This window comes from Pseudomonas sp. BBP2017 (genome assembly GCF_003024385.1).
GTDB lineage: Bacteria > Pseudomonadota > Gammaproteobacteria > Pseudomonadales > Pseudomonadaceae > Aquipseudomonas.
This window is the reverse complement of the sequence record NZ_PVZN01000006.1, coordinates 186356-212248: the sequence shown is the minus strand read 5'-3', so window position 1 is coordinate 212248 and position 25893 is coordinate 186356. Positions and strand designations below refer to the sequence as shown.

General features: G+C 58.7%; 24 protein-coding genes. 9 read left to right on the top strand and 15 right to left on the bottom strand.

The genetic code is table 11. From position 1 onward, the window contains the following. Window positions 1–24: 24 nt before the first annotated feature. The 9 genes from pstB to C6382_RS10780 all read right to left on the bottom strand — a co-directional run bounded on the left by pstB (window position 25) and on the right by C6382_RS10780 (window position 12156). Window positions 25–858 (bottom strand): phosphate ABC transporter ATP-binding protein PstB, encoded by an 834-nt coding sequence (gene pstB / locus C6382_RS10810; protein ID WP_107024483.1) that lies wholly within the window; start codon window positions 856–858, stop codon window positions 25–27. Window positions 859–943: 85 nt separating this feature from the next. Further along, window positions 944–2614, bottom strand: coding sequence for a phosphate ABC transporter permease PstA (pstA, locus tag C6382_RS10805; protein ID WP_107024482.1), 1671 nt, complete (start codon window positions 2612–2614; stop codon window positions 944–946). Between the two features lie 17 nt (window positions 2615–2631). Next, entirely contained in the window at window positions 2632–4920 is a 2289-nt protein-coding gene (locus C6382_RS10800; RefSeq protein ID WP_107024481.1) for an ABC transporter permease subunit, read from the bottom strand. 139 nt (window positions 4921–5059) lie between these two features. Beyond that, window positions 5060–6058, bottom strand: coding sequence for a phosphate ABC transporter substrate-binding protein PstS (locus C6382_RS10795; RefSeq protein ID WP_107024480.1), 999 nt, complete (start codon window positions 6056–6058; stop codon window positions 5060–5062). Between the two features lie 198 nt (window positions 6059–6256). Next, on the bottom strand, window positions 6257–7768 hold the full coding sequence (locus C6382_RS10790) for an S-type pyocin domain-containing protein (RefSeq protein WP_107024479.1): 1512 nt from the start codon (window positions 7766–7768) through the stop codon (window positions 6257–6259). Window positions 7769–7797: 29 nt separating this feature from the next. Continuing rightward, on the bottom strand, window positions 7798–8274 hold the full coding sequence (locus C6382_RS23900) for a DUF6392 family protein (RefSeq protein WP_146146907.1): 477 nt from the start codon (window positions 8272–8274) through the stop codon (window positions 7798–7800). Window positions 8275–8417: 143 nt separating this feature from the next. Continuing rightward, on the bottom strand, window positions 8418–8888 hold the full coding sequence (locus tag C6382_RS23895; RefSeq protein ID WP_146146906.1) for a DUF6392 family protein: 471 nt from the start codon (window positions 8886–8888) through the stop codon (window positions 8418–8420). A 188-nt stretch (window positions 8889–9076) separates the two neighbouring features. Beyond that, on the bottom strand, window positions 9077–9550 hold the full coding sequence (locus C6382_RS10785; RefSeq protein ID WP_107024478.1) for a DUF6392 family protein: 474 nt from the start codon (window positions 9548–9550) through the stop codon (window positions 9077–9079). Then, on the bottom strand, window positions 9547–12156 hold the full coding sequence (locus tag C6382_RS10780; protein WP_107024477.1) for an S-type pyocin domain-containing protein: 2610 nt from the start codon (window positions 12154–12156) through the stop codon (window positions 9547–9549). The genes C6382_RS10785 and C6382_RS10780 overlap by 4 nt, the downstream gene beginning before the upstream one ends. A 387-nt stretch (window positions 12157–12543) precedes the next feature. Here C6382_RS10780 and C6382_RS10775 point away from each other — a divergent pair, with 387 nt between their 5' ends. Both C6382_RS10775 and C6382_RS10770 read left to right on the top strand, forming a co-directional pair. Then, window positions 12544–12900, top strand: coding sequence for a hypothetical protein (locus C6382_RS10775; RefSeq protein WP_107024476.1), 357 nt, complete (start codon window positions 12544–12546; stop codon window positions 12898–12900). After that, on the top strand, window positions 12897–13379 hold the full coding sequence (locus C6382_RS10770; protein ID WP_146146905.1) for a DUF6392 family protein: 483 nt from the start codon (window positions 12897–12899) through the stop codon (window positions 13377–13379). Before C6382_RS10775 ends, C6382_RS10770 begins: the two co-directional genes overlap by 4 nt. Before the next feature lie 87 nt (window positions 13380–13466). On the opposite strand, the gene C6382_RS10765 is transcribed toward C6382_RS10770, so the two are convergent. Continuing rightward, window positions 13467–14756, bottom strand: a complete 1290-nt coding sequence (locus C6382_RS10765) for an MFS transporter (protein WP_107024474.1) — start codon at window positions 14754–14756, stop codon at window positions 13467–13469. A 373-nt stretch (window positions 14757–15129) separates the two neighbouring features. On the opposite strand from C6382_RS10765, the gene C6382_RS10760 reads away from it, so the two are divergent. After that, complete coding sequence (locus C6382_RS10760; protein ID WP_009402429.1) at window positions 15130–15531, top strand: acyl-CoA thioesterase; 402 nt, start codon at window positions 15130–15132, stop codon at window positions 15529–15531. Between the two features lie 72 nt (window positions 15532–15603). Further along, window positions 15604–16500 carry a D-hexose-6-phosphate mutarotase gene (locus tag C6382_RS10755; protein ID WP_107024473.1) on the top strand — a complete coding sequence of 299 codons (897 nt, stop codon included), beginning with the start codon at window positions 15604–15606 and terminating at the stop codon, window positions 16498–16500. A 44-nt stretch (window positions 16501–16544) separates the two neighbouring features. Here C6382_RS10755 and C6382_RS10750 read toward each other — a convergent pair whose 3' ends face one another. From C6382_RS10750 to purE, 4 genes are all read right to left on the bottom strand, one after another. Beyond that, window positions 16545–17078 (bottom strand): DUF3299 domain-containing protein, encoded by a 534-nt coding sequence (locus tag C6382_RS10750; protein WP_178082763.1) that lies wholly within the window; start codon window positions 17076–17078, stop codon window positions 16545–16547. Window positions 17079–17122: 44 nt separating this feature from the next. Next, window positions 17123–17368 carry a GlsB/YeaQ/YmgE family stress response membrane protein gene (locus C6382_RS10745; protein ID WP_107024471.1) on the bottom strand — a complete coding sequence of 82 codons (246 nt, stop codon included), beginning with the start codon at window positions 17366–17368 and terminating at the stop codon, window positions 17123–17125. Between the two features lie 92 nt (window positions 17369–17460). Beyond that, on the bottom strand, window positions 17461–18543 hold the full coding sequence (locus tag C6382_RS10740; RefSeq protein WP_107024470.1) for a 5-(carboxyamino)imidazole ribonucleotide synthase: 1083 nt from the start codon (window positions 18541–18543) through the stop codon (window positions 17461–17463). Window positions 18544–18553: 10 nt separating this feature from the next. After that, entirely contained in the window at window positions 18554–19045 is a 492-nt protein-coding gene (gene purE, locus C6382_RS10735) for a 5-(carboxyamino)imidazole ribonucleotide mutase (RefSeq protein WP_038615995.1), read from the bottom strand. A 297-nt stretch (window positions 19046–19342) separates the two neighbouring features. Here purE and C6382_RS10730 point away from each other — a divergent pair, with 297 nt between their 5' ends. Beyond that, window positions 19343–19984: a hypothetical protein gene (locus tag C6382_RS10730; RefSeq protein ID WP_107024469.1), complete on the top strand. Its 642-nt coding sequence runs from the start codon at window positions 19343–19345 to the stop codon at window positions 19982–19984. A gap of 4 nt (window positions 19985–19988) precedes the next feature. On the opposite strand, the gene C6382_RS10725 is transcribed toward C6382_RS10730, so the two are convergent. Beyond that, window positions 19989–20900 carry a LysR substrate-binding domain-containing protein gene (locus C6382_RS10725; protein WP_107024468.1) on the bottom strand — a complete coding sequence of 304 codons (912 nt, stop codon included), beginning with the start codon at window positions 20898–20900 and terminating at the stop codon, window positions 19989–19991. Window positions 20901–21078: 178 nt separating this feature from the next. Between C6382_RS10725 and aspA the strand changes: the two genes are divergently transcribed. The 4 genes from aspA to C6382_RS10705 all read left to right on the top strand — a co-directional run bounded on the left by aspA (window position 21079) and on the right by C6382_RS10705 (window position 25892). Then, complete coding sequence (gene aspA, locus C6382_RS10720) at window positions 21079–22503, top strand: aspartate ammonia-lyase (protein ID WP_107024467.1); 1425 nt, start codon at window positions 21079–21081, stop codon at window positions 22501–22503. Between the two features lie 172 nt (window positions 22504–22675). Beyond that, window positions 22676–23668, top strand: a complete 993-nt coding sequence (locus C6382_RS10715; protein WP_107024466.1) for an asparaginase — start codon at window positions 22676–22678, stop codon at window positions 23666–23668. A gap of 58 nt (window positions 23669–23726) precedes the next feature. Continuing rightward, complete coding sequence (locus C6382_RS10710) at window positions 23727–24719, top strand: AraC family transcriptional regulator (protein WP_107024465.1); 993 nt, start codon at window positions 23727–23729, stop codon at window positions 24717–24719. 141 nt (window positions 24720–24860) lie between these two features. After that, the gene (locus C6382_RS10705) at window positions 24861–25892 is read left to right on the top strand and encodes a histone deacetylase family protein (RefSeq protein WP_107024464.1); all 1032 of its coding nucleotides are present in this window, start codon (window positions 24861–24863) and stop codon (window positions 25890–25892) included. Window position 25893 lies beyond the last annotated feature (1 nt).

Genomic DNA, 25893 nt, shown 5'->3' with positions numbered 1-25893 from the left:
CAGGCGGCGTTCGATCGTTGAATCCTAGCCATACCGACCGGTGATGTAATCTTCGGTCTGCTTCTTCGCCGGATTGGTGAACAGCGTGTCGGTGTCACCGAACTCGACCAGTTTGCCCATGTACATGAAGGCGGTGTAGTCGGAAACCCGCGCCGCCTGCTGCATGTTGTGGGTAACGATGACGATGGTGTACTTGGACTTCAGCTCGTAGATCAGCTCTTCGACTTTCAGCGTCGAGATCGGGTCCAGTGCCGAGCACGGCTCATCGAGCAGCAGTACCTCGGGCTCCACTGCGATGGTGCGAGCGATCACCAGACGTTGCTGTTGACCACCGGACAGGCCCAGAGCCGACTCGTGCAAGCGGTCCTTGACCTCCTCCCACAGGGCCGCGCCCTTGAGTGCCCATTCCACGGCCTCATCGAGTACGCGTTTCTTGTTGATGCCCTGGATGCGCAGGCCATAGACCACGTTTTCATAGATGGTCTTGGGAAACGGGTTAGGCTTCTGGAACACCATGCCAACCCGGCGACGCAGTTCGGCCACGTCTTCGCCCTTGCGATAGATGTTGTTGCCGTACAGGTTGATTGCACCCTCGACGCGGCAACCATCCACCAGGTCGTTCATGCGGTTGAAAGTGCGCAGCAAGGTTGATTTACCGCAGCCGGACGGGCCGATGAAGGCCGTCACGCGCTGTTTCGGGATGTTCATGCTGACGTCGAACAGGGCTTGTTTCTCGCCGTAGTACAGGCTCAGACCAGGCACTTCGATGGCCACGGTTTCATCGGCCAGTTGCAGGCTCTGCTTGGTACGACCCAGGGCCGACATATCGATGCCGTGGGCGTGGGATTCTTGCTGCATGGTCAGGCTCCATACGCTATCAATTTCGTTTCATCGAGCCACCCGGTACAACACACGGGCGGCGCTTGCAAAAAGGGTGTTTCGATCAGCTATCCAGCGCCTTGTACTTCTCGCGCAGGTGGTTACGAATCCATACGGCCGACAAGTTGAGCGTGGCGATCACCAGCACCAGCAGCAACGCGGTGGCGTAAACCAGCGGCCGCGCGGCCTCGACGTTCGGACTCTGGAAGCCGACGTCATAGATGTGGAAGCCCAGGTGCATGATCTTCTGGTCCAGGTGCAGGTACGGATAGTTGCCATCCACTGGCAGCGATGGCGCCAGTTTCACTACACCCACCAGCATCAGCGGTGCCACTTCACCGGCGGCGCGGGCCACGGCGAGGATCATGCCGGTCATCATCGCCGGGCTGGCCATTGGCAGGACGATCTTCCACAGGGTCTCGGCCTTGGTTGCACCGAGCGCCAGCGAACCTTCACGAACCGTACGCGGGATACGCGCCAGGCCTTCTTCAGTGGCCACGATCACCACCGGCACCGCCAGCAGTGCCAGGGTCAACGAGGCCCAGAGCAGACCCGGAGTACCCAGGGTTGGTGCCGGCAACGCCTCAGGGAAAAACAGGCGATCGAGCGAGCCACCCAGCACATAGACGAAGAAGCCCAGACCGAACACGCCGTAGACGATGGCCGGAACACCGGCGAGGTTGTTCACCGCGATACGGATCAGGCGAGTCACCGGCCCCTGGCGCGCATATTCACGCAGGTACACCGCCGCCAGCACGCCGAACGGGGTGACGATCACGGCCATGATCAGGGTCATCATCACAGTACCGAAGATTGCAGGAAAGATCCCGCCTTCGGTGTTGGCTTCACGCGGGTCGTCGCTAAGAAACTCCCAGACCTTGGCGAAATACACGCCCATCTTGGTGAAGAAGCCCATGCCGTTCGGCTGGTAAGCGTGAACCACCTTGCTCAGGTTGATCTCGACTTCACGGCCATTGCCGTCCTTGGCCACCAGGCTATCGCGACCGAAGTCCTGATGCAGGTTGCCCAGACGCTCTTCGATAGCCTTGTAACGGTTGTTCAGTTCGGCACGTTCGGCGTCCATGTCAGCCTGCGCGGCGGCATCCAGCTTACCGTCGAGCTCCAGCTTGCGAGCCTGCAGACGCAGACGCTCAAGGCCGTAGTTGATGGCACCGATATCCTTCTTCTCAAGCTTCTGCAGCTCGCCAGCCAGCTTGCCGGCACGCTTGAGGCGCGCTTGCAGCTCGGACCAGGCCGCCTGGCCTTCGGCGACGACCTTACCGTTTTCCTTGACGCTGACCAGGTAGCCGTAGAAGTTACCCCACTCACGACGCTCCAGGGCGATCAGGTCGACCGGCTTCTGCTGGTCGGTCAGCCATTCGCCAACCACCCAGGTGAAGTCGCTGCCGTTGAGGTCGCGGTTACCGACCTTGATCAGCTCACGGGTCATGAACTCCGGACCCTCGTCAGGCACCGGCAAGCCGGCTCCCTTGAGACGGACCCGCGGGACTTCTTCTTTCTGCACCACTTCGCCGACGACGATATGATTCGCCTGACCCGGCACGTTATAGCTGGCCTGAATCAGGTCGGCTGGCCAGAAGTGGCCGAGGCCGCGCACAGCGATCACCGAGAGCAGACCGATGGTCATGATCACCGCGATGGCGACTGCGCCACCGCTGATCCAGACGCCAGGGGCGCCGCTCTTGAACCAGCTTTTGAGGGAATCCTTTTTCACGGATCTCTACCTTCCTATCAAAGCGACGAGTATTTCTTGCGCAGACGCTGGCGAATCAGCTCGGCCAAGGTGTTCATCACGAAGGTGAACATCAACAACACCAGCGCGGCGAGGAACAGCACGCGGTAGTGGCTGCCACCGACTTCCGATTCCGGCATCTCCACGGCAACGTTGGCGGCCAGGGTACGCATGCCTTCGAACAGGTTCATTTCCATGACCGGGGTGTTACCCGTAGCCATCAGCACGATCATGGTTTCACCTACAGCACGGCCCATACCGATCATCAACGCCGAGAAAATACCCGGGCTGGCGGTCAGGATGACCACACGAGTCAGGGTCTGCCACGGCGTTGCACCGAGTGCCAGGGAGCCCAGGGTCAGGCTGCGCGGCACGCTGAACACGGCGTCTTCAGCAATCGAGTAGATGTTCGGAATCACTGCGAAGCCCATGGCGATACCGACTACCAGAGCGTTGCGCTGATCGAAGGTGATGCCCAGGTCATTGGTGATCCACAGGCGCATGTCACCACCGAAGAACCAGGTCTCCAGGAATGGACTCATATACAGGGCGAACCAGCCGGTCAGCAGGATCACCGGAATCAGGATTGCCGCTTCCCAACCATCCGGAACCCGCAGACGGATCGACTCGGGCAGGCGGCTCCAGGTGAAGCCGGCGACCAGGATGCCAATCGGCATCAGCAGGAACAGGCTGAACACACCCGGCAGGTGGCCTTCCAGGTACGGCGCCAGGAACAGACCGGCGAAAAAGCCGAGGATTACCGTCGGCATCGCCTCCATCAGTTCGATCACCGGCTTGACCTTGCGGCGCATGCCAGGGGCCATGAAGTAGGCGGTGTAGATTGCTGCGGCAATCGCCAGCGGAGCCGCCAGGATCATCGCGTAGAACGCAGCCTTGAGGGTACCGAAGGTCAGCGGCGAGAGGCTTAGCTTGGGTTCGAAATCGGTGTTCGAAGCAGTGGACTGCCAAACGTACTTCGGCTCGTCATAGTTCTCGTACCAGACCTTGCTCCACAACGCGCTCCAGGACACTTCCGGGTGCGGGTTCTTCAGCGTCAGTGGCAGCAGCTTGCCGCCCTCTTCGACGATGATGCGGTTGGCCCGCGGCGACAGCGCCAGAACGCCTGCGCCTTCAGCTACCGACTCGACCAGCAAGGTACGGTGCGCGGTGCTGTGGAACACGCCAAGCTTGCCAGCGGCATCCAGGGCAACAAAGCCCTTGCGGCGCTCTTCAGCATCGATCTGCACGATCGGCGCAGTGCCCATCTGGAACTCGCGAATACGCTTGAAACGCTGCTCTCCATCTGGGTCGCGGGCCATGAACCACTGGGCCAGACCACCTTTTGAGTCGCCGATGATCAGCGAGATACCACCGACCAACTGGGTGCTGGCGGTGACTTCGGCGTTGCCATCCTCGAGCAGCTTGTAGCGGCCATTGAGGCTCTTCTCACGCAGGCTGAAGACATCCGCCTGGGCCCGACCGTTGATCACATACAGCCACTGCTGGCGCGGATCGATGAAGATCGCTTTGACCGGTTCGCTCATCTGCGGCAGGTCAATACGGCTCTGCTCGCTGGTGACCTCACCGGTCATCATGTTTTCTTCGCGGCTCAGCGACACCACCTGCAGGTACGCGCCAGTGGAGCCGGCAACCACCAGGGTCTCACCGTTGACATTGAGGCTGACGTGCTCCAGCGCACGGCCCTGCTCGTCGAGTACGAACGGCTCCTGGCCATACGGGAAGTCGATGGCCGGGCTGATGGTCTTCTTGTTGTCCGGGTAGGTGATCTTGTAGCTGTGGCTGAACGCCAGTGCCTGACCATTGGACAAGCCCAGCACCACCAGTGGGTTGCCCGGCTGGTCGGTGCCAATAGAAGTTACCTGAGTACCCGCAGGCACCGGCAGGTCAACGCGCTTGAGCTCGGCACCACTCTTGGTGTCGAAGAACAGCGCTTGGCCCTTGTCGGAAACCCGCATCCCCACCAGGTTCTGCTCTTCCAGGGCAATCATCAGCGGCTTGCCGGCATCCTGGCTGAGCCAGGTCGGCTCCAGCGCTTTCTTGCTGGTCAAGGTGGCGCCCTGGAACAGCGGCACGACCACATAGGCCAGATAGAAGAAGATCAAGGTGATCGCTGCCAGCACGGCAAGCCCGCCTACCAGTACATACCAGCGGGTCAGGCGATCCTTGAGCGCACGCATACGGCGCTTGCGTTGCAATTCGGGCGCATTGAAGTCAATCCGCACGGGGGGAGAATTTTGGGTCATTGTGGAGTTGGCCAGATCATTCATGCGCACACCCTAGCGGTCCCGTATGACAAAAACATGACAATGCAGTGACGCAAAAAAGCCCGCCGCTCAGATACCCCTGGCAGCGGACTCGTAATGTGTGGCGAGATCGGGCCAAAACCAGATCCCACCGATCTCTCACTTACTTCTTCGCAACGTTTCCGTTGTGGTTCAGACCCAGGTCCGCCAGGGCTTTTTCAGCCACTTTGGCAGGCAGCGGGATGTAACCGTCCTTCACGACAACCTGCTGGCCCGCTTGCGACAGCACCAGCTTGACGAACTCGGCTTCCAGCGGGGCCAGAGGCTTGTTCGGCGCCTTGTTGACGTAAACGTAGAGGAAACGCGACAGCGGGTAGGTACCGTTCAGGGCGTTGGCTTCGTTGTCTTCGACAAACGCACCGCCTTCCTTCTTGGCCAGAGGCACGGTTTTAACGCTGGCAGTCTTGTAGCCGATGCCCGAGTAACCGATGCCGTTCAGCGAGCTGCTGATCGACTGCACGACCGAAGCCGAACCTGGTTGCTCGTTGACGTTAGGCTTGAAGTCACCTTTGCACAGGCCTTCTTCCTTGAAGTAGCCATAAGTGCCGGATACTGAGTTACGGCCGAACAATTGAACCGGCTTGTTGGCCAGGTCGCCAGTCACGCCCAGGTCACCCCAGGTTTTCACGTCGGCTTTGGCACCGCACAGGCGGGTCGAAGAGAAGATCGCATCGACCTGGGCCATGGTCAGGCCTTTGATCGGGTTGTCCTTGTGCACGAATACGGCCAGGGCATCGACGGCAACCGGGATGGCGGTTGGTTTGTAGCCGTATTTCTGTTCGAACGCCTGCAGTTCGACGTCCTTCATTTTGCGGCTCATCGGGCCGAGGTTGGCGGTGCCTTCGGTCAGCGCCGGTGGCGCGGTGGAGGAGCCGGCAGCCTGGATCTGGATGTTTACGTTCGGGTATTCCTTCTTGTAGGCCTCAGCCCACAGGGTCATCAGGTTCGCCAGGGTATCGGAACCGACGCTGGAGAGGTTGCCCGACACACCGGTGGTCTTGGTGTAGGTCGGAATAGCAGGGTCAACAGCGGCAACCGCATTGGCGGTGGCAACGCCAGCGGCGACGAAAGTCAGGGCCGCCATCAAACGCTTCAGTTTCATGCCTTGCTCCTAGCAGGAATTGGGGTGAGATGGATCGGGCCCAAGTATCTGCAGGCCGTATGAACACTCTATGAATCGAATGTGACAATTAGATGAAAGGCCATCACCGGTTGTCCGGAATGGCCTTTTCAAGATGTTTCACCAGCGGAGCAGAGTGTAGCCGCGACCTTGCACCCTCCGGACAGCAAATGCTGGTACTCAGAACACCTGCGATTCACTCGTCACTTGATCATTTCGAAGCATGAGATAGACAGGGCTCATTGCGCTCCCCTCAGGAAACACCACGACGTAATCCTGGAATCGAATGCGCTGCGGATGGATTAACGGCTCAACAAGAGGAACACGCGGTAAGTTGAGGTAACTGACGCTCGGCGGGCCGCTCTGAACTTGAGCATCCATGGGTAAATCGTCCGTGCTTTGCCAGAGGACCGTTGCCAGCACAGCTGCGTTGGCTGTGAACACAAAGGCTCGCTGATCTTCACTCCATACGGCTGACCGTACAGGTACACGCGAAGGAACTTGAGCGCCTTGGGTCAGCGTCATCCGCACATGGGATATCGCCCCCACCTTCTCCCAGTCCTCACCGAGCTTGCCGTTGCTGACTGGAGCCAGTGCCGAGTAGAACCGAATAGGCAAATCAATCCCAGACTCAAGCTTGGCCAGTAATTGCCAGTCGATTCCGTCTAACGAACACAGCTCCTCAAGGGGTAGCGATAGAGCGAAACGGGGGTCTTCGCTTGGGTGGCTTTGCCTGAATTCCATCAACTGAGCGCAGGTGGCGGGATGCTCTGCATTGAGTTGAGTGGCCTGCCATTCCAACTCCGCCACAGCTGAGCGCAAGGTATGCAGCAGTTGGTGCATCTCGCTACGGATGACAGCTGATACGCCCCGCTCGGTCAGCAGTGCAGGACGCGAACCCGCACTGAGCCGGGGCGAACGCATCAGTACCGTCTTGCCAAGCTGTGGGCTCTGCGCCAGCCATAGTTTACGCAATGTTTGAATGTGGCCAGTCGTGCGAACCATTAAACCCGGGTAATCGGCCTCGGCCGCCTTCAGGGCAGCACGATAACGGACATCGCATTGGCTGATTTCATTCAACAGGACGGCTTGCAGCGTGGCGTCCAGAAACGAGCTTCTCACATCACGCTGTGCAGCGTCCTTGGCAAACTGAACGGACATGGCCAGGCTCTTCAAACGCCGAAAAGCGAGCTTCAGCTCGTGCCTTGATGTGGCCAGAGAGTCCAGTAACGGACGGACCCCAGATGGGGTGACGTTCTGGATGGTGGTTAGTGTCTTCGCCAAGGCCGACAACCTTGTCCGCACCTGCGATATCGCCAAGTCGACCCTTGCAATCAAGTCACGGCCTTGCTCGATGTTACGCCGGGAACTTGCCTGGGCCCGTTGCGCGGCAGTGAGTTTTACCGGCGGCGTGGTGGGGGGAACCCTGGTAACTGCCTGCCCCTTGAATGCACGTGTCCCCTTGGCCTGATAGGCAGCCTTTACTGTAGCGACGATGGATTCAGGCGATGAACTGTTACCCCTCGCCCGCGAAAACAAAAGATCGGCGCCCTGAGGCAGACCGATGATCGAGTCGAAGTGGGCAATCAGAGCGTCGTGCTCGACCTTGTCCATCTCGACGCTCCAGATGTGCTGAACGAGCCCGAGGAATTGGGCTTCGTCGTAGTCCTGTAAGCGGTTTTCAAGTTTCATTCCTGGAAACTCCTATTTCGTCAACCCCATCAAGCTCGACTTCTCTCGATAAGTGAAAAAACCACAGCTATCACATTAAAATCCGTGTCATATTTGAATACGACTTGCGTGTTTTTGTACCCCAAAGCTGTTAAATCATATGCATCCAACCCACCTACTGGTCCAAATGGTTCAGGCATGGTAAATGGTGCTTTGCTTCTAAATGGTTCACCAAATTCTTCTCTTACCTTTGACTGCACGACAGATGACTGGTAAGGCTCAGGTAGACTACCAGCGTACATAACACCGTATTGCGTAACTGGCTTCATTGTGAAGTGTATAAATTCGAATATCTTGGTCTCAGCCCAAAAGCCGAAGCTAACACCTGCCTCAGGCTCTAAATACAAGGTCAGAGGTTCCGGACAAACTTCTATGAATGCACTGGGCTTAATCAACCCACCTTTCACCATTTGTTCATAATCACTGCCTAGACTTCTAATAAAAATATCCAGATCCGAATTATTCATTTGTAGAGCCCTTTCTTGATGTGGAGCAGGTGAAGCTGCTCACGCGCCCGCTCTACTTGATCTTCAGAGAAGCCGTATTCCAACAAGCCGGGCTTAGCGCATCCACCAGTACATTACTATCTGTACACTAACCACAACCAATCTCAATAATGCCCGGTATTTTTAAGGAAAAAAACCACACAACTAACTTCCAAGCCAACATTGTATTTAAAAGTCACACCAACATTTATATGACCTTCTACATCATATGCATCCCATCCACCTGTCTGCCCAAAGGGATCAGGCATCCGGAACGGTTCCCTGTTTTCAAAGGGTGTACCAAAAATTTCTCTTACCTTACCTCTGGTGGTACATGACTGATAGGGCTCCGGTAATGCCCCTAGGTACTCAACGGCAGAGGGCGAATATTTTTTCAGCGTAAAGTGCAGTGCTTCAAATTTTTTAGTCTCAGCCCAAAAGCCAAAATCTACGCCTGCCTCTGGCTCTATGTGCAAGGTTAAAGCGCCAGGGTAAACCTCAATAAACCCGGAATCTTCAATTATACTGCGCGCAACGAGATCACTGTGCCTAACGCCTAAGCTCTCAAGATACAAATTGAATTTTTGGCTATTCATTTATAATGCCCCATTTCAATGTGTAAGCTATGCAACTGCTGCCTTGCGCCCTCAATTTGACTTTCCGTAAAGCCGTACTCTAGTAAACCAGGCTTCAATGCATCCACACTACGGTCAACCGCGACTCTTAAATCCTGTGAATCGAGGATCTGTTTAGCAATCTAAATCCGCACAAACGATTGCCTGCTCTAGGTATTGTTTCTCTTCAAGGAAAAAGCCAAGCAGGTCACATTCAGGTTGACGTCATATTTAAAAACAATCTCAATATCTCTATGCCTTTCGCCTTCAAGTTCGTAAGCATCCCATCCGCCTACCTTCCCGAGCGGATCCGGCATTCGAAAGGCCTCTTTACTTCTGCGTGGAACACCAAACGCTCTATGGACCTCGTCTCGATTGCGACAGAAGCCATACGGCTCTGGTAGCGTCCCAATGAATATTGGCTCTTCCGTAACCAGCTTTCTGAGAGTCAAGAAAATTGCCTCAAATTCCTTGGTCTCAGATACAAAAGCCAAATCAAACCCTGCCTCGATGCTTATGTATAAAGTTAGAGCCCCAGGGTATACTTCAATGAATCTAGATTTCTCGACAACCCCCTCCTCAACCAATTCATCGTATCCGCGGCCCAGGCTGCGCAAGTAAACTTCCAACTCTGCACTATTCATTCATACAGTCCTTTTTCCATATGCAGCTCATGCAATTGATTACGCGCCATTTCAATTTCAGCCTCTGAAAAACCATAGTCCAATAAACCGGGTTTTAGCGCATTCATATTGTTGTCTACGGCCGCCCGGAGATCCGAAGCATCACTCAATTGCTTGGATATCGTATTTCTGCCGCCATAAGTCTCACTATACTTTCTATGGACTTCTTCCGGAATAACAATGCTAGGCGCACTTTCCAGTATTACTTTGAGCTGGGCTGGCGTTATACCAGCGTACATTACCTTCAAACGTGCCTCCAATGCCTTACGAGATACAATGTGATCCACGTCCATCCGGTCATTGATACTCCGCCGTCGTAAGTCATTGTATGAGCCCACTTCCAGAGGCCTCGCCGGCCTATAGTCAACCAACCCCGGCGAAGGTAGATCCGTATCACCCCCGAACCCCGGAATTGTGACACCTGTTTCGCCAGGAATCGTCCCGGGAAGTGTTTCTGAACCTGGCAACAGCGGGTCTGTCGTCTGTCCCGGCAACAGCCCTGGCAGCGACGGTCCCTCTGGTAACGGGGTGGGCCCAAGCGTATCGAGGCCTGGTGGTACCAGCGGCGTCCAGGTACGGGCGGGCTGCCCCTGGACCAGCGCAGCGTCCATGGCCAGTTCAAGACGGCGGGCGAACCACGGCGTGAAGGCCGGTATGTCTATCCGCACGTCCCGACCGCTGATCGGCGGATGTATGCGGATCCGGTCCAAATCATAAAGACCGGCGCCGAGCCCGACTGGCGCATCATGCCGTAGCTCGAATTCCCGTCGTCCGTCTTGCCAACTGGCCTTCGCCGCGATGGGAGGATAGCCATTGAGAATGCGCTTCTGATTGATCGGATCAAACTGCGCCAGCAACCCGGCATCCGCGCCGATGGTCTGCCAGAGCGCACGTTCAAATACCGCCGGTGCGTCATAGGTGCGTGCACGCAGCTGGTTACCTACCTGAACGGGGATTGCTGCGCCGGTTCCACCACTGCCCGCAGCCCACCAGTTGGCATCCGCCACCACGCCCTTGCCACTGACTACGCCTGTGCCAGCAGGAGGCAAGACGAAAGAGAAATACTGCGGCGGTTGCCCCGGAATGCAGACGATGCAGTCATCGAAACGCAGGTCTACGCCTTTGGCCACCTCGTCCACTTGCGGGTCAGGAGCGATAAAACCACTGGAGCCGGCGGGCGCGGCAGAAGGATCAGAAGATGCTGTGGCGCCCCCTAGCAGCAAGGTCCTGTCGAGCAGGCCAATGCCGTCGACACGATAGGCACCGGTCACTGGATCGAAGGTGGCATTTCTTACAGGTATATCGGTGGTTATATCGCCGCCAGTGGACACCAGCGCAATCGAGCTGCCACCTTGCAGATGCTCCACCTTCAAACGATGGCCAATGCTCGCCGTGCCACCGGCGTCAGCGATTGCCTGCAAGCTTTGATTGGCCTTCAAACCGAGCAACTCGGCGGGCAGGCCAACACCCTCCAGCTGACGCCTGCGTTGTGCAGCGCTCAGCTCACCGTTACCCAGCTCGGGCGAATAGAGAAGCAAGGTGGCTGTCAGGCTGACAACTTGCCCTGCCCGGATTGCGGCAATGCGCGCCAATTCCTTTATCACTGAGATGACTGCTTGCGCGAGGGCGGCTGGAGCCCCGGCGACAACCTGGGCTCCAGCCCGGCTTAGAAAGACGCCACCCGTACCGATGGCGGAAACCGGCATGGACAAGGTATTGGCTTGCTTGAGCCGGTGCTGGCGCAGATTTTCATCGGCCTGTTGCTTGAAACGGATACGCGTCTCGCGCAACTGGGCATACTGACGCTGGCGCGCCCATTGCGCCTCCCTGGCCCGCCAGACTTCCTGCTGCTGCGCATGTTCCTGGGCCAAGGCGGTGGAACGCTGCGACAATGTTTCGATGGCCTGAGCGAGCAACCGCGCTTCTTGGGCTGCCGTGTAGGCGGTCTCCCAGCTTCGATGCAACTGCTGCATGTGCTCGGCGGTGGCCAAGGTTGCCAGGCGACTGGCGTAGGTATCGGCCCCTGCCGCCAGCGGGTCTTGGCCATCAAAGGCGGCAGCTAGGGCCTGTCGCTGAGCAGGCTCGATACCTTTGGCTGCAATCAGGCCATTTATCTCATTGCGCGCCTTGGTTATCAGGTAAAGCTGCCAGCGCTCGCTGCCGTCATGATCAGGACTTGTTTTCGCCGCCTGAATTTCCGCTTGAAGCGCTTGGGCCTGGCCTTGCGCCTGGCCTGCAAAATGCTGGTCCAACTGCGCCTTACGCTGCTCACGGGCCTGTCCGTATGAATTGACGAGTTGGCGATGGGCAAGGGCGCGGGCTTCGGCCTGTGCCCTTGCGACGGCCTCCAGACGTGCCTGCTCTTCGGCTTTGGCCCGAGCAAGTGCTGCTGCGCGGGCTTTGGCGCGCTTCTTTCGGCGGCGTCGACTGGAGCCGCCAAAACCTGCGCCGAACCCTCCCCCACCGCCGATACTGAAAAAGCCTCCCCCGCCACTGCTGGAGCCGGGTGAGCCTGGGGTGATAACGACATCACCCGTGGAATTATCGTTGAATGTTTTTCCGTCCATACAGAGTCTCCTTTTCTGCATGGCGGATCATTGCGAATGGGGGAGTTGCAACTGTGTTACTTATTTATATCGATTGGCCTCACAAAAATGAGCAACTGTTTATTGAACAATCTGTCGCCTTCAGAATGCACCTACAAAACTAGAATCATATTCCGACGATGTCGCGCGCACTTACACTCTACAGCTCCACACCACTGGTCAGAGCTGTCACACAAGAGCGAACTTATGCATATGCCGTTACAAAGACCCACAAGAAGAAACACTTAAAAACAAACATCCAACCCCGATCAGTGCAACCATATAAAGCGCAAACGTTTCCCTTGCAGCCAGCTACGCAACGGCAATATTCAAATGCCACCACTTCCACTTAATCAGGATTGTAAAATCATGGATCCAGAGAGCACCGACGAAGAAATGTTCATATTTCATATAATATCACCGGAAGCACTGGTGATATTTTTGCGAAATAAGTACCCAGTACTCAGCCTTTCGAAAATGAAAGCGATTTTACTAAATGCGCCCGCGATAAATATCCCGAAAACCGTTTTACACCGATATCACGAAATACAGGGATTTGGAGCCGATGATGAAACCCAGTTCATAAAAGAGGCTGAAGATTTGCCTGCGGCAATCGACGCTTTTTTCGATGTACTGCCTGCTGCCAGCGATTACTCCGAGGCAGAGATAGAATATTCGAAACGCCAAGCCATCGAATGTCACAGGAAAGGCGGGTGGATCGCATGAAAAAATTGACCCTCTGCGCCTGGATCGAACGCCTGGGTAGTTCTCATGACGCACTGATCAATCAGGGAATCCTGCCGAACTTGCCACTCAAATCACTCTTTTATGGCCACGATGTTGAAACCTTCCCGGCTGCACCCGGCCTGGAGCTGGAGTTCTCAACGGGCTCGGCAAAGCTTAAATGCGTGCACGTCACGTTGATAAGCACCTTGCCAGATGAGCTGACATACCGAGGTGAGCTTCCTGAACGACTGCGAGGGGTGACAACCGGAAAAACAGCGCGAGAAATCCTGGGAGCCCCATACAGGTCACACCCTCCTGTGCAGATGCCTCTCCCCATGGGCCAAACCGGTGGCTGGGAAGCGTTCACATACGATTGCACGTGTAACCCTCCCGTATCCGTGATGCTTCAATACACCAGCAGCCAGCAGGTTTGTGATGTGGCATTTTTCCAAGAGCCGATCATGGCGCAAGAGGTGTAGATCGCCAGATAGCGTACCGCCAGGCATATGCCTTGCCATGGCGAACGCTATCCCGGTCTTTTCCGACCCGGCTACTCCAAGCCTTTGTCAGCGCTTCTTGGCCAGCAAGTAAAGCCCGACGAGCAAACCGACTGCGCACAACCCGGCAATGTAGTAAGCCGGTGCCATCGGGCTGAATTTGAGCAGCGCGGTGACCACCATCGGCGTCAGACCACCGAAGATCGCGTAGGCCATGTTGTAGGAAAAAGACAAACCGCTGAAACGCACCACCGGTGGGAAGGCCTTGACCATGACATAGGGCACCGCACCGACAATGCCCACGCACAGACCGGTCAGGGCGTACAGCGGGAACATCCACTCAGGATGGGTTGGCAGGCTGTGGTAGAAGGTCCAGGACGACGCCAGCAACAGCAGGCTGCCGACAATGAATACCCGGCCGGCGCCCAGGCGATCAGCCAGCGCGCCAGTGCCGATGCAGCCGAAGCTGAGCAGGACGATGGCCAGGCTGTTGGCCTTCAGCGAATCGGTCGGGCTGACCTGGTAAAGGCTCTGCAGCAAGGCCGGAGTCATCAGGATCACCACCACAATGCCGGCCGACAGCAGCCAGGTCAGCAACAGCGAGAGGACGATGGCACCACGGTGATCACGCAACACCGCGCGCAGGGGGACTTCTTCAGCCAGCGCCTTGCGCGCCTGCATCTCGGCAAACACGGGGGTTTCGTGCAGCCAGCGGCGCAAGTACACCGCGAAGAAACCAAACACCCCACCCAGAAGGAAAGGAATACGCCAGGCGTAGTCGGCAACTTCCTCCGGGCTGTAGAGGCTGTTGATCAAGGTTGCCACCAGCGAACCGAGCAGGATCCCGGAGGTCAGCCCGGCCGTCAGGGTGCCACAGGCGTAGCCGGTATTGCGTGCTGGCACATGCTCGGACACAAACACCCAGGCACCCGGCACCTCACCACCAATCGCCGCGCCCTGGATCACCCGCATCAGCAACAGCAGGATCGGCGCCCACATGCCGATCTGCGCGTAGGTCGGCAGCAGGCCCATGATCAGGGTCGGCACGGCCATCATGAAGATGCTCAGGGTGAACATCTTCTTGCGCCCCAGCAGGTCACCAAAGTGAGCCATGACGATCCCGCCCAGCGGCCTTGCCAGGTAGCCAGCAGCGAAAATACCAAACGTTTGCATCAACCGTAGCCATTCCGGCATGTCGGCGGGAAAGAACAGCTTGCCGACCACGGTGGCGAAGAACACGAAAATGATGAAATCGTAGAATTCCAGCGCACCGCCCAAGGCGGAAAGCGACAGGGTCTTGTAGTCACTGCGGGTGAGCGGCCGCGAAGGCTGCACGATACTGCCGGGCACGGAAGTCATAGGTATCTCTTATTGGTATTGCTTTATTGATACTGCAGGCCGCCTGTGACGCGGGTTTCGACCTGGGAAGCGCCAAACCATAGCAAATTGCCGGAAAAAGCACATCGCAGTACATATTCAATACAACTATTCATGACTGTATGGTCGTCGCTGCGCTTTTCGCTCTATATACTGGCCGCCTGTAGGAAAAGGTTGCGTCTTCTGAAGGATGTTGTGCGAAAACGCCGCTAGATATGCTTAGTCGGTTTCGCAGAGTTTCCCTTCGCCGCCTGGCAAAGCGAAAGCAGCGTAGAATAGTTGTGCTGAATCGTTTTTCGAGGCGTCTGTCATAGCGCCAACCAACGAAGCGTCACGGGTCAGAGGCACCCCCGGCATGATTGAACTCGAACAAGAAGATCCTATCCCGCAAGGCGACCTGGCCTTGCAGATCACTGCGTTGCCACGTGAAACCAACGGTTTCGGCGATATTTTCGGCGGCTGGCTGGTCGCTCAGATGGACCTGGCCGGCACCGCTATGGCCAGTCGCGTCGCCGGTGGCCGAGTGGCAACCGTGGCCATCGACCGTATGGCCTTCCTGGTCCCTGTGGCTGTTGGCGCGCAGTTGTCCTTCTATACCCAGACCCTGGAAATCGGCCGCAGCTCGATCCAGATGATGGTCGAGGTGTGGAGCGACGATCCGCTGTCCAGCGAATGGCGCAAAGTGACCGAGGCTGTGTTTGTGTTCGTTGCTATCGATGGCAGCGGCCGTACCCGTTCGGTTCCTCCTCGTCGCTGACACGGCTGCGCGGTAAACTTGAAGGTATGCAAGCGGTCGAAAACCGTACGGCAAACCAACGAGATCAAGCGCATGTCCACACCCAAGGTCGAATCCGAACAACACGGCGAGCTCAATTGCTGGCGCATCACCAGCGACACTGCCGAACTGCTGGTAGCCCAGCAGGGCGCCCAGGTTTTGAGCTATCAGCGGCTCGGCGAGCCGCCTTTGCTGTGGCTCAGCGAACAGGCCATCTTCAAGCAGGGTAAATCCGTGCGCGCCGGGGTTCCGGTGTGCTGGCCCTGGTTTGGCAACCTCAAGCGTAACCCCGCAGCTGTGCAAGCCATGTATCGCGGTGAAGACGGTCCGGCCCATGGCCTGGTGCGTGGTCGCGATTGGCAGTTGCTGAATATCGACAGCAGCGACAACACTGTACGGGTTGAATTCACCCTGTCCGAATCTCAGGGCGACCTCCCCGGTTGGCCACACAATGTCGAACTCAAGCTGAGCATCGTCATGGGCGAACAGCTGAGTATCACCCTCTCCAGCTACAACCTCGACAACGTCCCGATCACCATGAGCCAGGCGCTACACAGCTACTTTGCAGTCAGCGATGTGCGTGAGGTGCAGGTAGAAGGTGTTGATGGCCTGGGCTATATCGAAACCCTGGCCAACTGGGAGCAACGCACGCAACAGGGCAATCTGGGTTTTACCGGTGAGACTGATCGCATCTACTTGCAGGCCCCTGAGCAGTTGAGCATTGTCGACCCGAACTGGAACCGGCGTATTCGCCTGAGCAGCAGCGGTTCGCGCTCGGCGGTGATCTGGAATCCATGGACCGAACGGGCGGCCGAACTGGCGGACATGGCCGATGATGGCTGGCAGCGCATGCTGTGTATAGAGACTGCGAACGTCTGGGACGACGTGGTGACGCTGGCGCCTGGGGCGACGCATTCGCTGAGCCTGACTATCGGCAGCGAACTGCTCTAGGTCGCTAGCTTGACTGTAGGAGCCGGCAATGCCGGCTCCTACCGTTACAAATCGGCGTCTTCCACTACCCGCACCTTGGCCGCATCCATTGCATAGGCGGCGTCGGCCAGATCATTGCTGACTTTCTCGATTTTCAACGTGCCGTTGACCCACAGCGGTGTATAGATATCGTCCAGCTTCAAACCCTTGGGGTAACGCACCAGCACCAACTGATTTGGCGGTGGTGGCGGGACGTGGATGCAGGCCCCCGGATAAGGCACGAGGAAGAACAGCGTGCTGTTGCCCTTGGCATCAGTTTCCAACGGCACCGGATAGCCACCCAAACGGATCTGCCTGCCATTCATGGCGGCTACGGTCTTGTTCGAATACATCACCGCCGGTAAGCCCTTGGCCTGTTTCATACCCCCCTTCTCGGTGAAAGTGCCCATGGCTTCCGGGGAGTTGTGATCGATCTCCGGCATTTGCTCCAGCGCTTTCTGGTCCGACTTGGGCATCAGCTCCAGCCAGTCGGTTTCCGCCAGCTCAGCACGGGCCAGGCTGCTGATGAGCAACAATGAAAGCAGTAATACACGGCGCATGAAAATGCTCGGCAACAGAAATTGCCGAGCATTCTAGCCTGTCGTCAGTTCTTTTTGACCATGCCGTAGATCACCAGAAGCACAACCGCACCCACTAGCGCACCGAGGAAACCGGCGCCCTCTCCGGCCTGGTAGATGCCCAGCGCCTGGCCGCCGTAGGTCGCAGCGAGCGATCCGGCAATACCGAGGAGAATGGTCATGATCCAGCCCATGGTGTCATCGCCGGGCTTGATAAAGCGTGCCAGCAGACCGACGATCAGGCCGATGAAGATGGTTCCGATGATACCCATGGCATTCCCTCTGAATGAAGTGGCACTTGCCAAAGCCTAGTCAGCGCTTTGGCATCCTGCCATCAGAGGGATGCTGAAGAGTGGAAGTCCCTTCAGCCCTTGATCAGGGCTTCGACCTGCTGGATTTTTTGCTCCAGGGTCGCCATGTCATCACAACGCAGGGTGGCGTGACCAACCTTGCGTCCGACCTTGAAGGCCTTGCCGTAGTGATGCAGGTGGCATTCGTCGATGGCAACCACTTTGTCTACCGCCGGTACTTCACCGATGAAGTTGAGCATGGCGCTTTCGCCGACCTTGGCGGTCGAGCCCAGCGGCAAGCCAGCAACGGCGCGCAGGTGGTTTTCGAACTGGCTGCACTCGGCGCCTTCGATGGTCCAGTGCCCGGAGTTGTGCACCCGTGGGGCGATCTCGTTGGCCTTCAGGCCACCGTCGACTTCGAAGAACTCGAACGCCAGCACGCCGACATAGTCGAGCTGCTTGAGCACGCGACCGGCGTAGTCCTCGGCCAGGTTCTGAAGCAGGTGGTCTTCACTGGCAACCGACAGACGCAGAATGCCGTTCTCGTGGGTGTTGTGCACCAACGGGTAGAAACGGGTTTCGCCATCACGGGCACGCACGGCGATCAGCGAGACTTCGCCGGTGAACGGCACGAAGCCTTCCAGCAGGCATGGCACGCTGCCGAGTTCGTCGAAGGTACCCACAACATCCTCGGCAGTTCGCAGCACTTTCTGGCCTTTTCCGTCATAACCCAGGGTACGGGTCTTGAGCACGGCCGGCAGGCCGATGCTGGCCACTGCGGCGTCCAGGTCAGCTTGCGACTGGATGTCGGCGAACGACGGCGTCGGAATGCCCAGGTCCTTGAACATGCTCTTTTCGAACCAGCGATCGCGGGCGATACGCAGCGATTCGGCACTCGGGTAGACCGGGACAAATTGCGACAGGAAAGCCACGGTTTCAGCCGGGACGCTTTCGAACTCGAACGTGACCAGATCGACTTCGTCGGCCAGCTGGCGCAGGTGCTCCTGGTCGCCGTAATCGGCACGCAGGTGCTCACCCAATGGCGCGGCGCAAGCGTCCGGGGCCGGGTCGAGGAAAGCGAAGTTCATGCCCAGCGGCGTTCCTGCCAGGGCCAACATGCGACCCAGCTGGCCGCCACCGATTACACCGATTTTCATGCTTTTGACCTCAGGCCTGGCGCGGATCTGGATTGTCCAGAACGTTGTCTGTCTGCTCAGCGCGGAACTGCTTCAGCACCGTGTGGAACTGCGGGTGCTTGGCGCCGAGGATGCTCGCCGAGAGCAGCGCGGCGTTGATCGCACCAGCCTTGCCGATGGCCAGGGTGGCAACCGGAATACCGGCGGGCATCTGCACGATCGACAGCAGCGAATCGACACCGGAGAGCATCGACGACTGGACCGGTACGCCCAGAACAGGCAGATGGGTCTTGGCCGCACACATGCCTGGCAAGTGGGCAGCGCCACCGGCCCCGGCGATGATCACCTCAATGCCACGGCCTTCAGCCTCTTCGGCATACTGGAACAGCAAGTCCGGGGTGCGGTGGGCGGAAACCACCTTGACCTCGTAGGGAATGCCGAGTTTCTCCAGCATATCGGCGGTGTGGCTAAGGGTGGACCAATCGGACTTGGAGCCCATGATCACGCCAACCAGTGCACTCATCGTCGAGCCTCTCCTGCAAGCGCCTTCTGGCGCGCTAAAAGCAACAAGCCACGCAGGGGGACCGGCGTGGCTTGTCATACGGATTCTAAATCGACCGGATCGGCCGAAAGCGCGGGATTGTAGCGTATTTCCAGGCGGCCCGCCCACCCCCACAAGCACATGGCGGATCAAAGGGCAAGCTGTCTCGCGGGACAACTTTTCCGCAACAGACCCGCCCTGCGAAAGTCTTTCCAAGTGCCTCTCTTGTCGCCGGTATTGGAGCATGCGCCCATACCCACCTTGCGAAGGGGCTCCACTATGCCGTACATCAAACGACTCGCCACATTCCTGCTTCTGTCGTGCACCTTACGCTTGTCAGCTGCAATGGCCAACGACACCTTGATCGTCCACGTCTACCTGCACGATGAGCTGGCAGGAGTCAGCGAGCAATCGTTGCACAGCAATTACCTGCAACACTGGGAAGACGAAATGCGCGCGTTCACCTCACACCCGATCGAGGTGATATTCCATCGCAACATTGCGGGTATCACCGGCATCGACTATGCGGGCCGCAACAACGCGAAGGACACGCTGCAGGCCTTCCACCACGCCGTGGCCGACCTGAAATTCCAGCATTATCCAAAGGGCATCAACAAGTCGATCCTGGTGACCGAGAACGTTTTCGAGACACTCGACAATGGCAACGTTATCCAGGGCCTGGCGCAGTTCGAAGGTAACTTCGCAATTGCCTCACGCAGCTCCTACGCAAGCCCGGCGCACGAAATCGGCCATATGCTTGGGACAACCCATGAGGATGCCGAAAAGCAGACAAAGGCCTGGGTCCTCACATGCGAAACCTACGGATTCCCTGAGCGGGCTTGGAACCGGCCCCACTGCTACCGCTACAGCGACGCCAACCGCAACAACATCATTGCGCACCTGCAACGCCACTCGCAGTGAAACGTCAAGCCTCGCCCTGGGCGGCAGCCGACTCCAGCTTGCGCCATAACAGCCTTACGTTGGCCTTACGCACCAAGGCGCAGCGGTACAAGCGAATTTCCAGTGGCACGTGCCACTGGCTACCGCCGCAGATCACCAACTCGTTGCGCTCAAGCTCGGCACGCGCCGATAGCCGTGGCACCCAGGCGATACCCAGGCCTTCCAGGGCCATGCTTTTGAGGCTGTCGGCCATCGCCGTTTCATACACCGTAGTGAATCGCAGGGCGCGCTGGCGCAGCAGCAGATTGACCGAGCGCCCAAGAAACGCACCAGCGCTATAAGCCAGTAACGGCACACTGCCCTCGCCTTCGAGGTCGAACAGTGGCTTGCCGTCGGCGTCAGCGGCGCACACCGGGAGCATCTCAGTGTTGCCCATGTGCAGCGAAGGGAATATCTCGGCATCCATCTGCAGGGCAGCGTCGGGGTCATAGAACGCCAGCATCAGGTCGCAGCCGCCTTCACGCAAAGCATGCACCGCGTCGCCAACGTTGGTCGCCACCAGGCGAGTGGCAATGTTCAGGCCATCGTTACGCAACTGGGCGATCCAGCGCGGAAAGAAGCCCAAGGCCAGCGAGTGCGCTGCGGCAACTTGAATGACCTCACCCTGCCCGCCCTCCAGGTGATGCAAATGGCGCAGCACTTCGCCCAGCTGATCGACCACAGTACGCGCCGTCACCAGAAACAACTGACCTGCTGCGGTCAGCTCGATTGGCGTGCGCGAGCGGTTGACCAGGGTCAGCCCCAGCGCAGCCTCAAGGCTGCGAATGCGTCGGCTGAAGGCCGGCTGGGTCACGAAGCGGCGCTCGGCGGCCTGGGAAAAGCTGCGGGTCGCCGCCAGGGCGCTGAAGTCTTCCAGCCATTTGCTTTCAAGGTTCATCTGTCTCTCCAGGCATGCACCAAAATGGCACACGCTCGAATGTCGGTTGGCGTCACATCAACTATTATGCCGTTTGTGCATAGGTTAGCGTGCAACAGCATTGGCCGCAAAATCGCCGCAGGCCTAGGATTGGCGCCATTCCGGCATGTGCCGGGCCTACCTCGAGATGATATTTATCATGTCCGCTGCTGCATCGTTCCGCGTCGAAAAAGACCTGCTTGGCACCCTTGAAGTCCCAGCTGATGCCTACTACGGCATCCAGACCCTGCGCGCTGCCAACAACTTCCACCTTTCCGGTGTTCCGCTGTCGCACTATCCCAAGCTGGTTGTCGCCCTGGCGATGGTCAAGCAGGCGGCTGCCGACGCCAACCGTGAGCTGGGCCACCTGAGCGATGCCAAGCACGCCGCCATCAGCGAGGCCTGCGCCCGTCTGATCCGCGGTGACTACCACGAGCAGTTCGTGGTCGACATGATTCAAGGCGGTGCTGGTACTTCTACCAACATGAACGCCAACGAAGTAATCGCCAACATCGCGCTGGAGGCCATGGGCCACCAGAAGGGCGAGTACAAGTACCTGCACCCGAACAACGACGTGAACATGGCGCAGTCGACCAACGACGCCTACCCGACCGCGATCCGTCTGGGTCTGCTGCTCGGTCACGATGCCCTGCTGGCCAGCCTCGACAGCCTGATTCAGGCCTTCGCCGCCAAAGGCAAGGAATTCGACCACGTTCTGAAGATGGGCCGTACCCAGCTGCAGGACGCCGTGCCGATGACCCTGGGCCAGGAATTCCGCGCTTTCGCCACCACCATGACCGAAGACCTGCAGCGCCTGCGCTCGCTGGCTCCGGAACTGCTGACCGAAATCAACCTGGGTGGCACCGCCATCGGCACCGGCATCAACGCCGACCCTGGCTACCAGGCCCTGGCCGTACAGCGTCTGGCGACCATCAGCGGCCAGCCGCTGGTACCAGCAGCCGACCTGATCGAAGCCACCTCGGACATGGGCGCCTTCGTCCTGTTCTCGGGCATGCTCAAGCGGACCGCAGTCAAGCTGTCGAAGATCTGCAACGACCTGCGTCTGCTGTCCAGCGGCCCACGTACCGGCATCAACGAGATCAACCTGCCAGCGCGTCAGCCAGGCAGCTCGATCATGCCAGGCAAGGTCAACCCGGTAATCCCGGAAGCCGTGAACCAGGTGGCCTTCGCCATCATGGGCAACGACCTGGCCCTGACCGTCGCTGCCGAAGGCGGCCAGCTGCAGTTGAACGTGATGGAACCGCTGATTGCCTACAAGATCTTCGATTCGATCCGCCTGCTGCAACGTGCCATGGACATGCTGCGCGAGCACTGCATCGTCGGCATCACCGCCAACGAACAGCGCTGCCGTGAACTGGTCGAACACTCGATCGGCCTGGTCACCGCCCTGAACCCGTACATCGGCTACGAGAACGCGACCCGTATCGCTGCCATCGCCCTGGAAAGCGGCCGTGGTGTGCTGGAACTGGTCCGCGAGGAAGGCCTGCTGGACGAAGCGATGCTCAACGACATCCTGCGTCCGGAAAACATGATTGCTCCGCGTCTGGTGCCGCTGAAAGCGTAACCGATGCTGTAACACCGCTCACCAGGTCGAGGGACTAGACACCTCTCACCTTTTGAGGGCCCAGGGATCACTCCCCGGGCCCTTTTTTTATGCCCGCTCCACAGGTGGCGTATCGTTGACGGCATGGCGTACTGTGCACAGCTAACGACAAGCCGACCACGGAGACAGGCCCATGACAACCGCACACCCCGCTCGCAACATCATGTTGCTGTATACCGGTGGCACCATCGGCATGCAGGCCAGCGCCAACGGCCTGGCCCCGGCCTCGGGTTTCGAGCAGCGGATGCGCGAGCAACTGGTCGGACGTGCCGATATCCCGCAATGGCAGTTCCGCGAAATGCAGCCGCTGATCGACAGCGCCAACATGACGCCCCAGTACTGGCAGCGCCTGCGCGAGGCGGTAATCGAGGCCGTCGATGGCCAAGGCTGCGATGCCGTGCTGATTCTGCATGGTACCGATACCCTCGCCTACAGCGCTGCCGCCATGAGCTTCCAGCTCCTCGGCCTGCAAGCGCCAGTGCTGTTCACCGGTTCCATGCTGCCGGCCGGGGTTGCCGACAGCGATGCCTGGGAAAATCTGCTCGGCGCCCTGCAGGCTCTGGCCCAAGGCCTTGCCGCAGGTGTGCAGCTGTATTTTCATGGCGAACTGCTCGAACCCAACCGCAGCGCCAAAGTGCGCAGCTTTGGCCGGCACCCGTTTGTCACGCTCAAGCGCTTCGGTGGTGCAGCCAAAGTGCAGCCTTTGCCAAGTGAACTCGACTATCGGCAGCCAAAACAAACCGCCACGGTCGCCGTACTGCCACTGGTACCCGGCTTCGGCGCCGCGCTGTTGCAAGCGGCGCTCGACAGCGGTGCGCAGGGCCTGATCCTGGAATGCTTCGGCAGCGGCACCGGACCGGCTGACAATGCGGCGTTTCTCGATGTCCTGGCCCAAGCGCAGGCACAAGGAGTGGTAGTGCTGGCAATCACCCAGTGCCATGAAGGTGGGGTCGAGCTGGATGTATATGAAGCCGGCAGCCGCTTGCGTCAGGTCGGGGTGTTGTCCGGGGGCGGGATGACCCGCGAAGCGGCGTTCGGCAAGTTGCAACTACTGCTCGGCGCCGGCTTGCCGCTGGCAGACGTGCGCCGCCTGATCGAGCTCGACCTGTGTGGCGAGCTGCGCTGACTCCGGCAAGGCACGTATATTGCTCGCTTGCCGGTAGCCCTTCAGCAGGAAGCCCGACATGCTCCACTCACACCTCACGACCCTCAACGCCGTGTCATTGGTGCTACAGGCCTTCAAGGATGACGACGTAGACGCTACGGCGCTCCTCGCCGGTAGCGGAATCAGCCCGGCCGACCTTGGCCGCGCCGACTCCCGCATCACCACCCGCCAGGAGCTGCTGGTGTGCGCCAACGCCGTGGCGCGGCGCCGTGAAGTGGGCCTGGAACTGGGCCGGCGCATGCATGTTTCCTGCTACGGCATGCTCGGTTACGCCCTGCTCTCCAGTGCCACCTTAGGTGACGCTTTGCGCCTGGCCATGCAATATCCGGCGCTGCTGGGAACACTTTTCCAGCTGCGCCTGATCGAAGACGGTGAGCGTATCTGGTTCAGCGCCAGCAATTATCGCGAAGACCCGCACCTGGCAGCATTCAACGCCGAGTTCTGCCTGACCTCGTTGAAAGTCATCTGTGATGACCTGCTCGGGCAATCGCTACCGCTGCTGGCATCGCGCTTTGCTCATGCCGCTCCCGATTACCAGGCGCTGTACGCTGAAACTTTCAACTGCCCGCTGCATTTCGAGGCCAGCGATAACGCCTTTGCCTTCGAACGTCGCTGGCTGGATATGCCCTTGCCATTGGCCGACCAGATCACTCATCGGGCCATGAGCGAACGCTGCCGCCGGCAGAACCTGGAATTCACCGGTCGCCAGGCCTGGCTGGGGCGCATCCGTCAGTTGCTGCTCGATCAACTGGATGCCGCCCCCGGGCTGGAGGGTCTGGCAAAACAGATGAACTGCTCATCGCGCACCCTGCGTCGGCATCTACAGGAGCTGGGCAGCAGCTACCAACAGTTGCTCGACGAGCTACGATTCGAGCGAGCCAAGCAGTTGCTGGCCGAAGACCAGCTGCCGATCTATCAAATTGCCGAAGCGCTGGGCTTCAGCGAAACTGCCAGTTTCCGCCATGCATTTCTGCGCTGGAGCGGCGTAGCGCCAAGCCATTTCCGTGCCTGACTGGCGCGCAGTTCGCCGCGCGGGGCGATATCCGGACAGCCAGGCTGGCCACATCGATCCCCTTTTGGCCGTTTCCGCCGTTCTGAACCGGGGCCGATCCATCAACAATGGACCTATGCCAGTACCCCCGGAGAACAATAAATGCTGACAATTTATTCCGATGACCATCACCTTCATCACGGCCGCTGCGAGTTGATCGACGGGCAACTGATGCCCTGCTTCGAAATGCCTTCACGTGCTGACCATGTGCTGGAACGGGTCAAGACCCGTGAACTGGGCCCGGTTCAAGGCCCTGCAGATTTTGGCCGTGCGCCACTGTTGCGCGTGCACAGTGCCGATTACCTGAGTTTCTTCGAGAGCGCCTGGCAGCGCTGGGCCAGCCTTGGCCACGATGGCGACCTGCTGCCCTTCACCTGGCCAGCGCGCACCTTGCGCAGCATCAAGCCCAAAGGCCTGCATGGGGAACTGGGCTACTACAGCTTCGACGCCGGCGCGCCCATTACCGCCGGGACCTGGCAGGCCGTCTACAGCGCAGCGCAAGTCGCACTCACCGCCCAGGCTGCCGTGCAGGCTGGTGCCCACAGTGCCTTTGCCCTGTGCCGTCCACCAGGACACCACGCCGCCAGCGATGTCATGGGCGGCTACTGCTACCTGAACAACGCCGCCATTGCTGCCCAGGCGTTCCTCGACCACGGCCAGCGCAAAGTCGCGATCCTTGATGTCGATTACCACCACGGCAACGGCACCCAGGAAATATTCTATCGGCGCAGCGACGTGTTCTTCGCCTCGATTCATGGCGATCCACAGGCCGAGTTCCCGTTCTTCCTCGGCTATGCCGACGAACGAGGCGAAGGCGAAGGCCTGGGCTACAACGTCAACTACCCGTTACCCGCAGGCAGTGACTGGTCAACCTGGAGCAACGCCCTGGATCAGGCTTGCGAGCGCATCGCCGCTTATGCGCCAGACGTAGTGGTGGTGTCGCTCGGCGTCGATACCTTCAAGGACGACCCGATCTCCCAGTTCAAACTGGACAGCCCCGATTACCTGAAAATGGGCGAGCGTATTGCCCGCCTCGGCAAACCGACCCTGTTCGTCATGGAAGGCGGTTATGCCGTCGAGGAGATCGGGATCAATGCCGTGAACGTACTTGAAGGTTTCGAAGCGCTTCTATGAT

What these genes read in the sequence shown, in the direction of transcription:
- pstB (WP_107024483.1), bottom strand. Translation starts at nt 858, where the DNA reads ATGCAGCAAGAATCCCACGCCCACGGCATCGATATGTCGGCCCTGGGT.
- C6382_RS10800 (WP_107024481.1), bottom strand. Translation starts at nt 4,920, where the DNA reads ATGAATGATCTGGCCAACTCCACAATGACCCAAAATTCTCCCCCCGTG.
- C6382_RS10795 (WP_107024480.1), bottom strand. Translation starts at nt 6,058, where the DNA reads ATGAAACTGAAGCGTTTGATGGCGGCCCTGACTTTCGTCGCCGCTGGC.
- C6382_RS10790 (WP_107024479.1), bottom strand. Translation starts at nt 7,768, where the DNA reads ATGAAACTTGAAAACCGCTTACAGGACTACGACGAAGCCCAATTCCTC.
- C6382_RS23900 (WP_146146907.1), bottom strand. Translation starts at nt 8,274, where the DNA reads ATGAATAATTCGGATCTGGATATTTTTATTAGAAGTCTAGGCAGTGAT.
- C6382_RS23895 (WP_146146906.1), bottom strand. Translation starts at nt 8,888, where the DNA reads ATGAATAGCCAAAAATTCAATTTGTATCTTGAGAGCTTAGGCGTTAGG.
- C6382_RS10785 (WP_107024478.1), bottom strand. Translation starts at nt 9,550, where the DNA reads ATGAATAGTGCAGAGTTGGAAGTTTACTTGCGCAGCCTGGGCCGCGGA.
- C6382_RS10780 (WP_107024477.1), bottom strand. Translation starts at nt 12,156, where the DNA reads ATGGACGGAAAAACATTCAACGATAATTCCACGGGTGATGTCGTTATC.
- C6382_RS10775 (WP_107024476.1), top strand. Translation starts at nt 12,544, where the DNA reads ATGGATCCAGAGAGCACCGACGAAGAAATGTTCATATTTCATATAATA.
- C6382_RS10770 (WP_146146905.1), top strand. Translation starts at nt 12,897, where the DNA reads ATGAAAAAATTGACCCTCTGCGCCTGGATCGAACGCCTGGGTAGTTCT.
- C6382_RS10765 (WP_107024474.1), bottom strand. Translation starts at nt 14,756, where the DNA reads ATGACTTCCGTGCCCGGCAGTATCGTGCAGCCTTCGCGGCCGCTCACC.
- C6382_RS10760 (WP_009402429.1), top strand. Translation starts at nt 15,130, where the DNA reads ATGATTGAACTCGAACAAGAAGATCCTATCCCGCAAGGCGACCTGGCC.
- C6382_RS10755 (WP_107024473.1), top strand. Translation starts at nt 15,604, where the DNA reads ATGTCCACACCCAAGGTCGAATCCGAACAACACGGCGAGCTCAATTGC.
- C6382_RS10750 (WP_178082763.1), bottom strand. Translation starts at nt 17,078, where the DNA reads ATGCGCCGTGTATTACTGCTTTCATTGTTGCTCATCAGCAGCCTGGCC.
- C6382_RS10745 (WP_107024471.1), bottom strand. Translation starts at nt 17,368, where the DNA reads ATGGGTATCATCGGAACCATCTTCATCGGCCTGATCGTCGGTCTGCTG.
- C6382_RS10740 (WP_107024470.1), bottom strand. Translation starts at nt 18,543, where the DNA reads ATGAAAATCGGTGTAATCGGTGGCGGCCAGCTGGGTCGCATGTTGGCC.
- purE (WP_038615995.1), bottom strand. Translation starts at nt 19,045, where the DNA reads ATGAGTGCACTGGTTGGCGTGATCATGGGCTCCAAGTCCGATTGGTCC.
- C6382_RS10730 (WP_107024469.1), top strand. Translation starts at nt 19,343, where the DNA reads ATGCCGTACATCAAACGACTCGCCACATTCCTGCTTCTGTCGTGCACC.
- C6382_RS10725 (WP_107024468.1), bottom strand. Translation starts at nt 20,900, where the DNA reads ATGAACCTTGAAAGCAAATGGCTGGAAGACTTCAGCGCCCTGGCGGCG.
- aspA (WP_107024467.1), top strand. Translation starts at nt 21,079, where the DNA reads ATGTCCGCTGCTGCATCGTTCCGCGTCGAAAAAGACCTGCTTGGCACC.
- C6382_RS10715 (WP_107024466.1), top strand. Translation starts at nt 22,676, where the DNA reads ATGACAACCGCACACCCCGCTCGCAACATCATGTTGCTGTATACCGGT.
- C6382_RS10710 (WP_107024465.1), top strand. Translation starts at nt 23,727, where the DNA reads ATGCTCCACTCACACCTCACGACCCTCAACGCCGTGTCATTGGTGCTA.
- C6382_RS10705 (WP_107024464.1), top strand. Translation starts at nt 24,861, where the DNA reads ATGCTGACAATTTATTCCGATGACCATCACCTTCATCACGGCCGCTGC.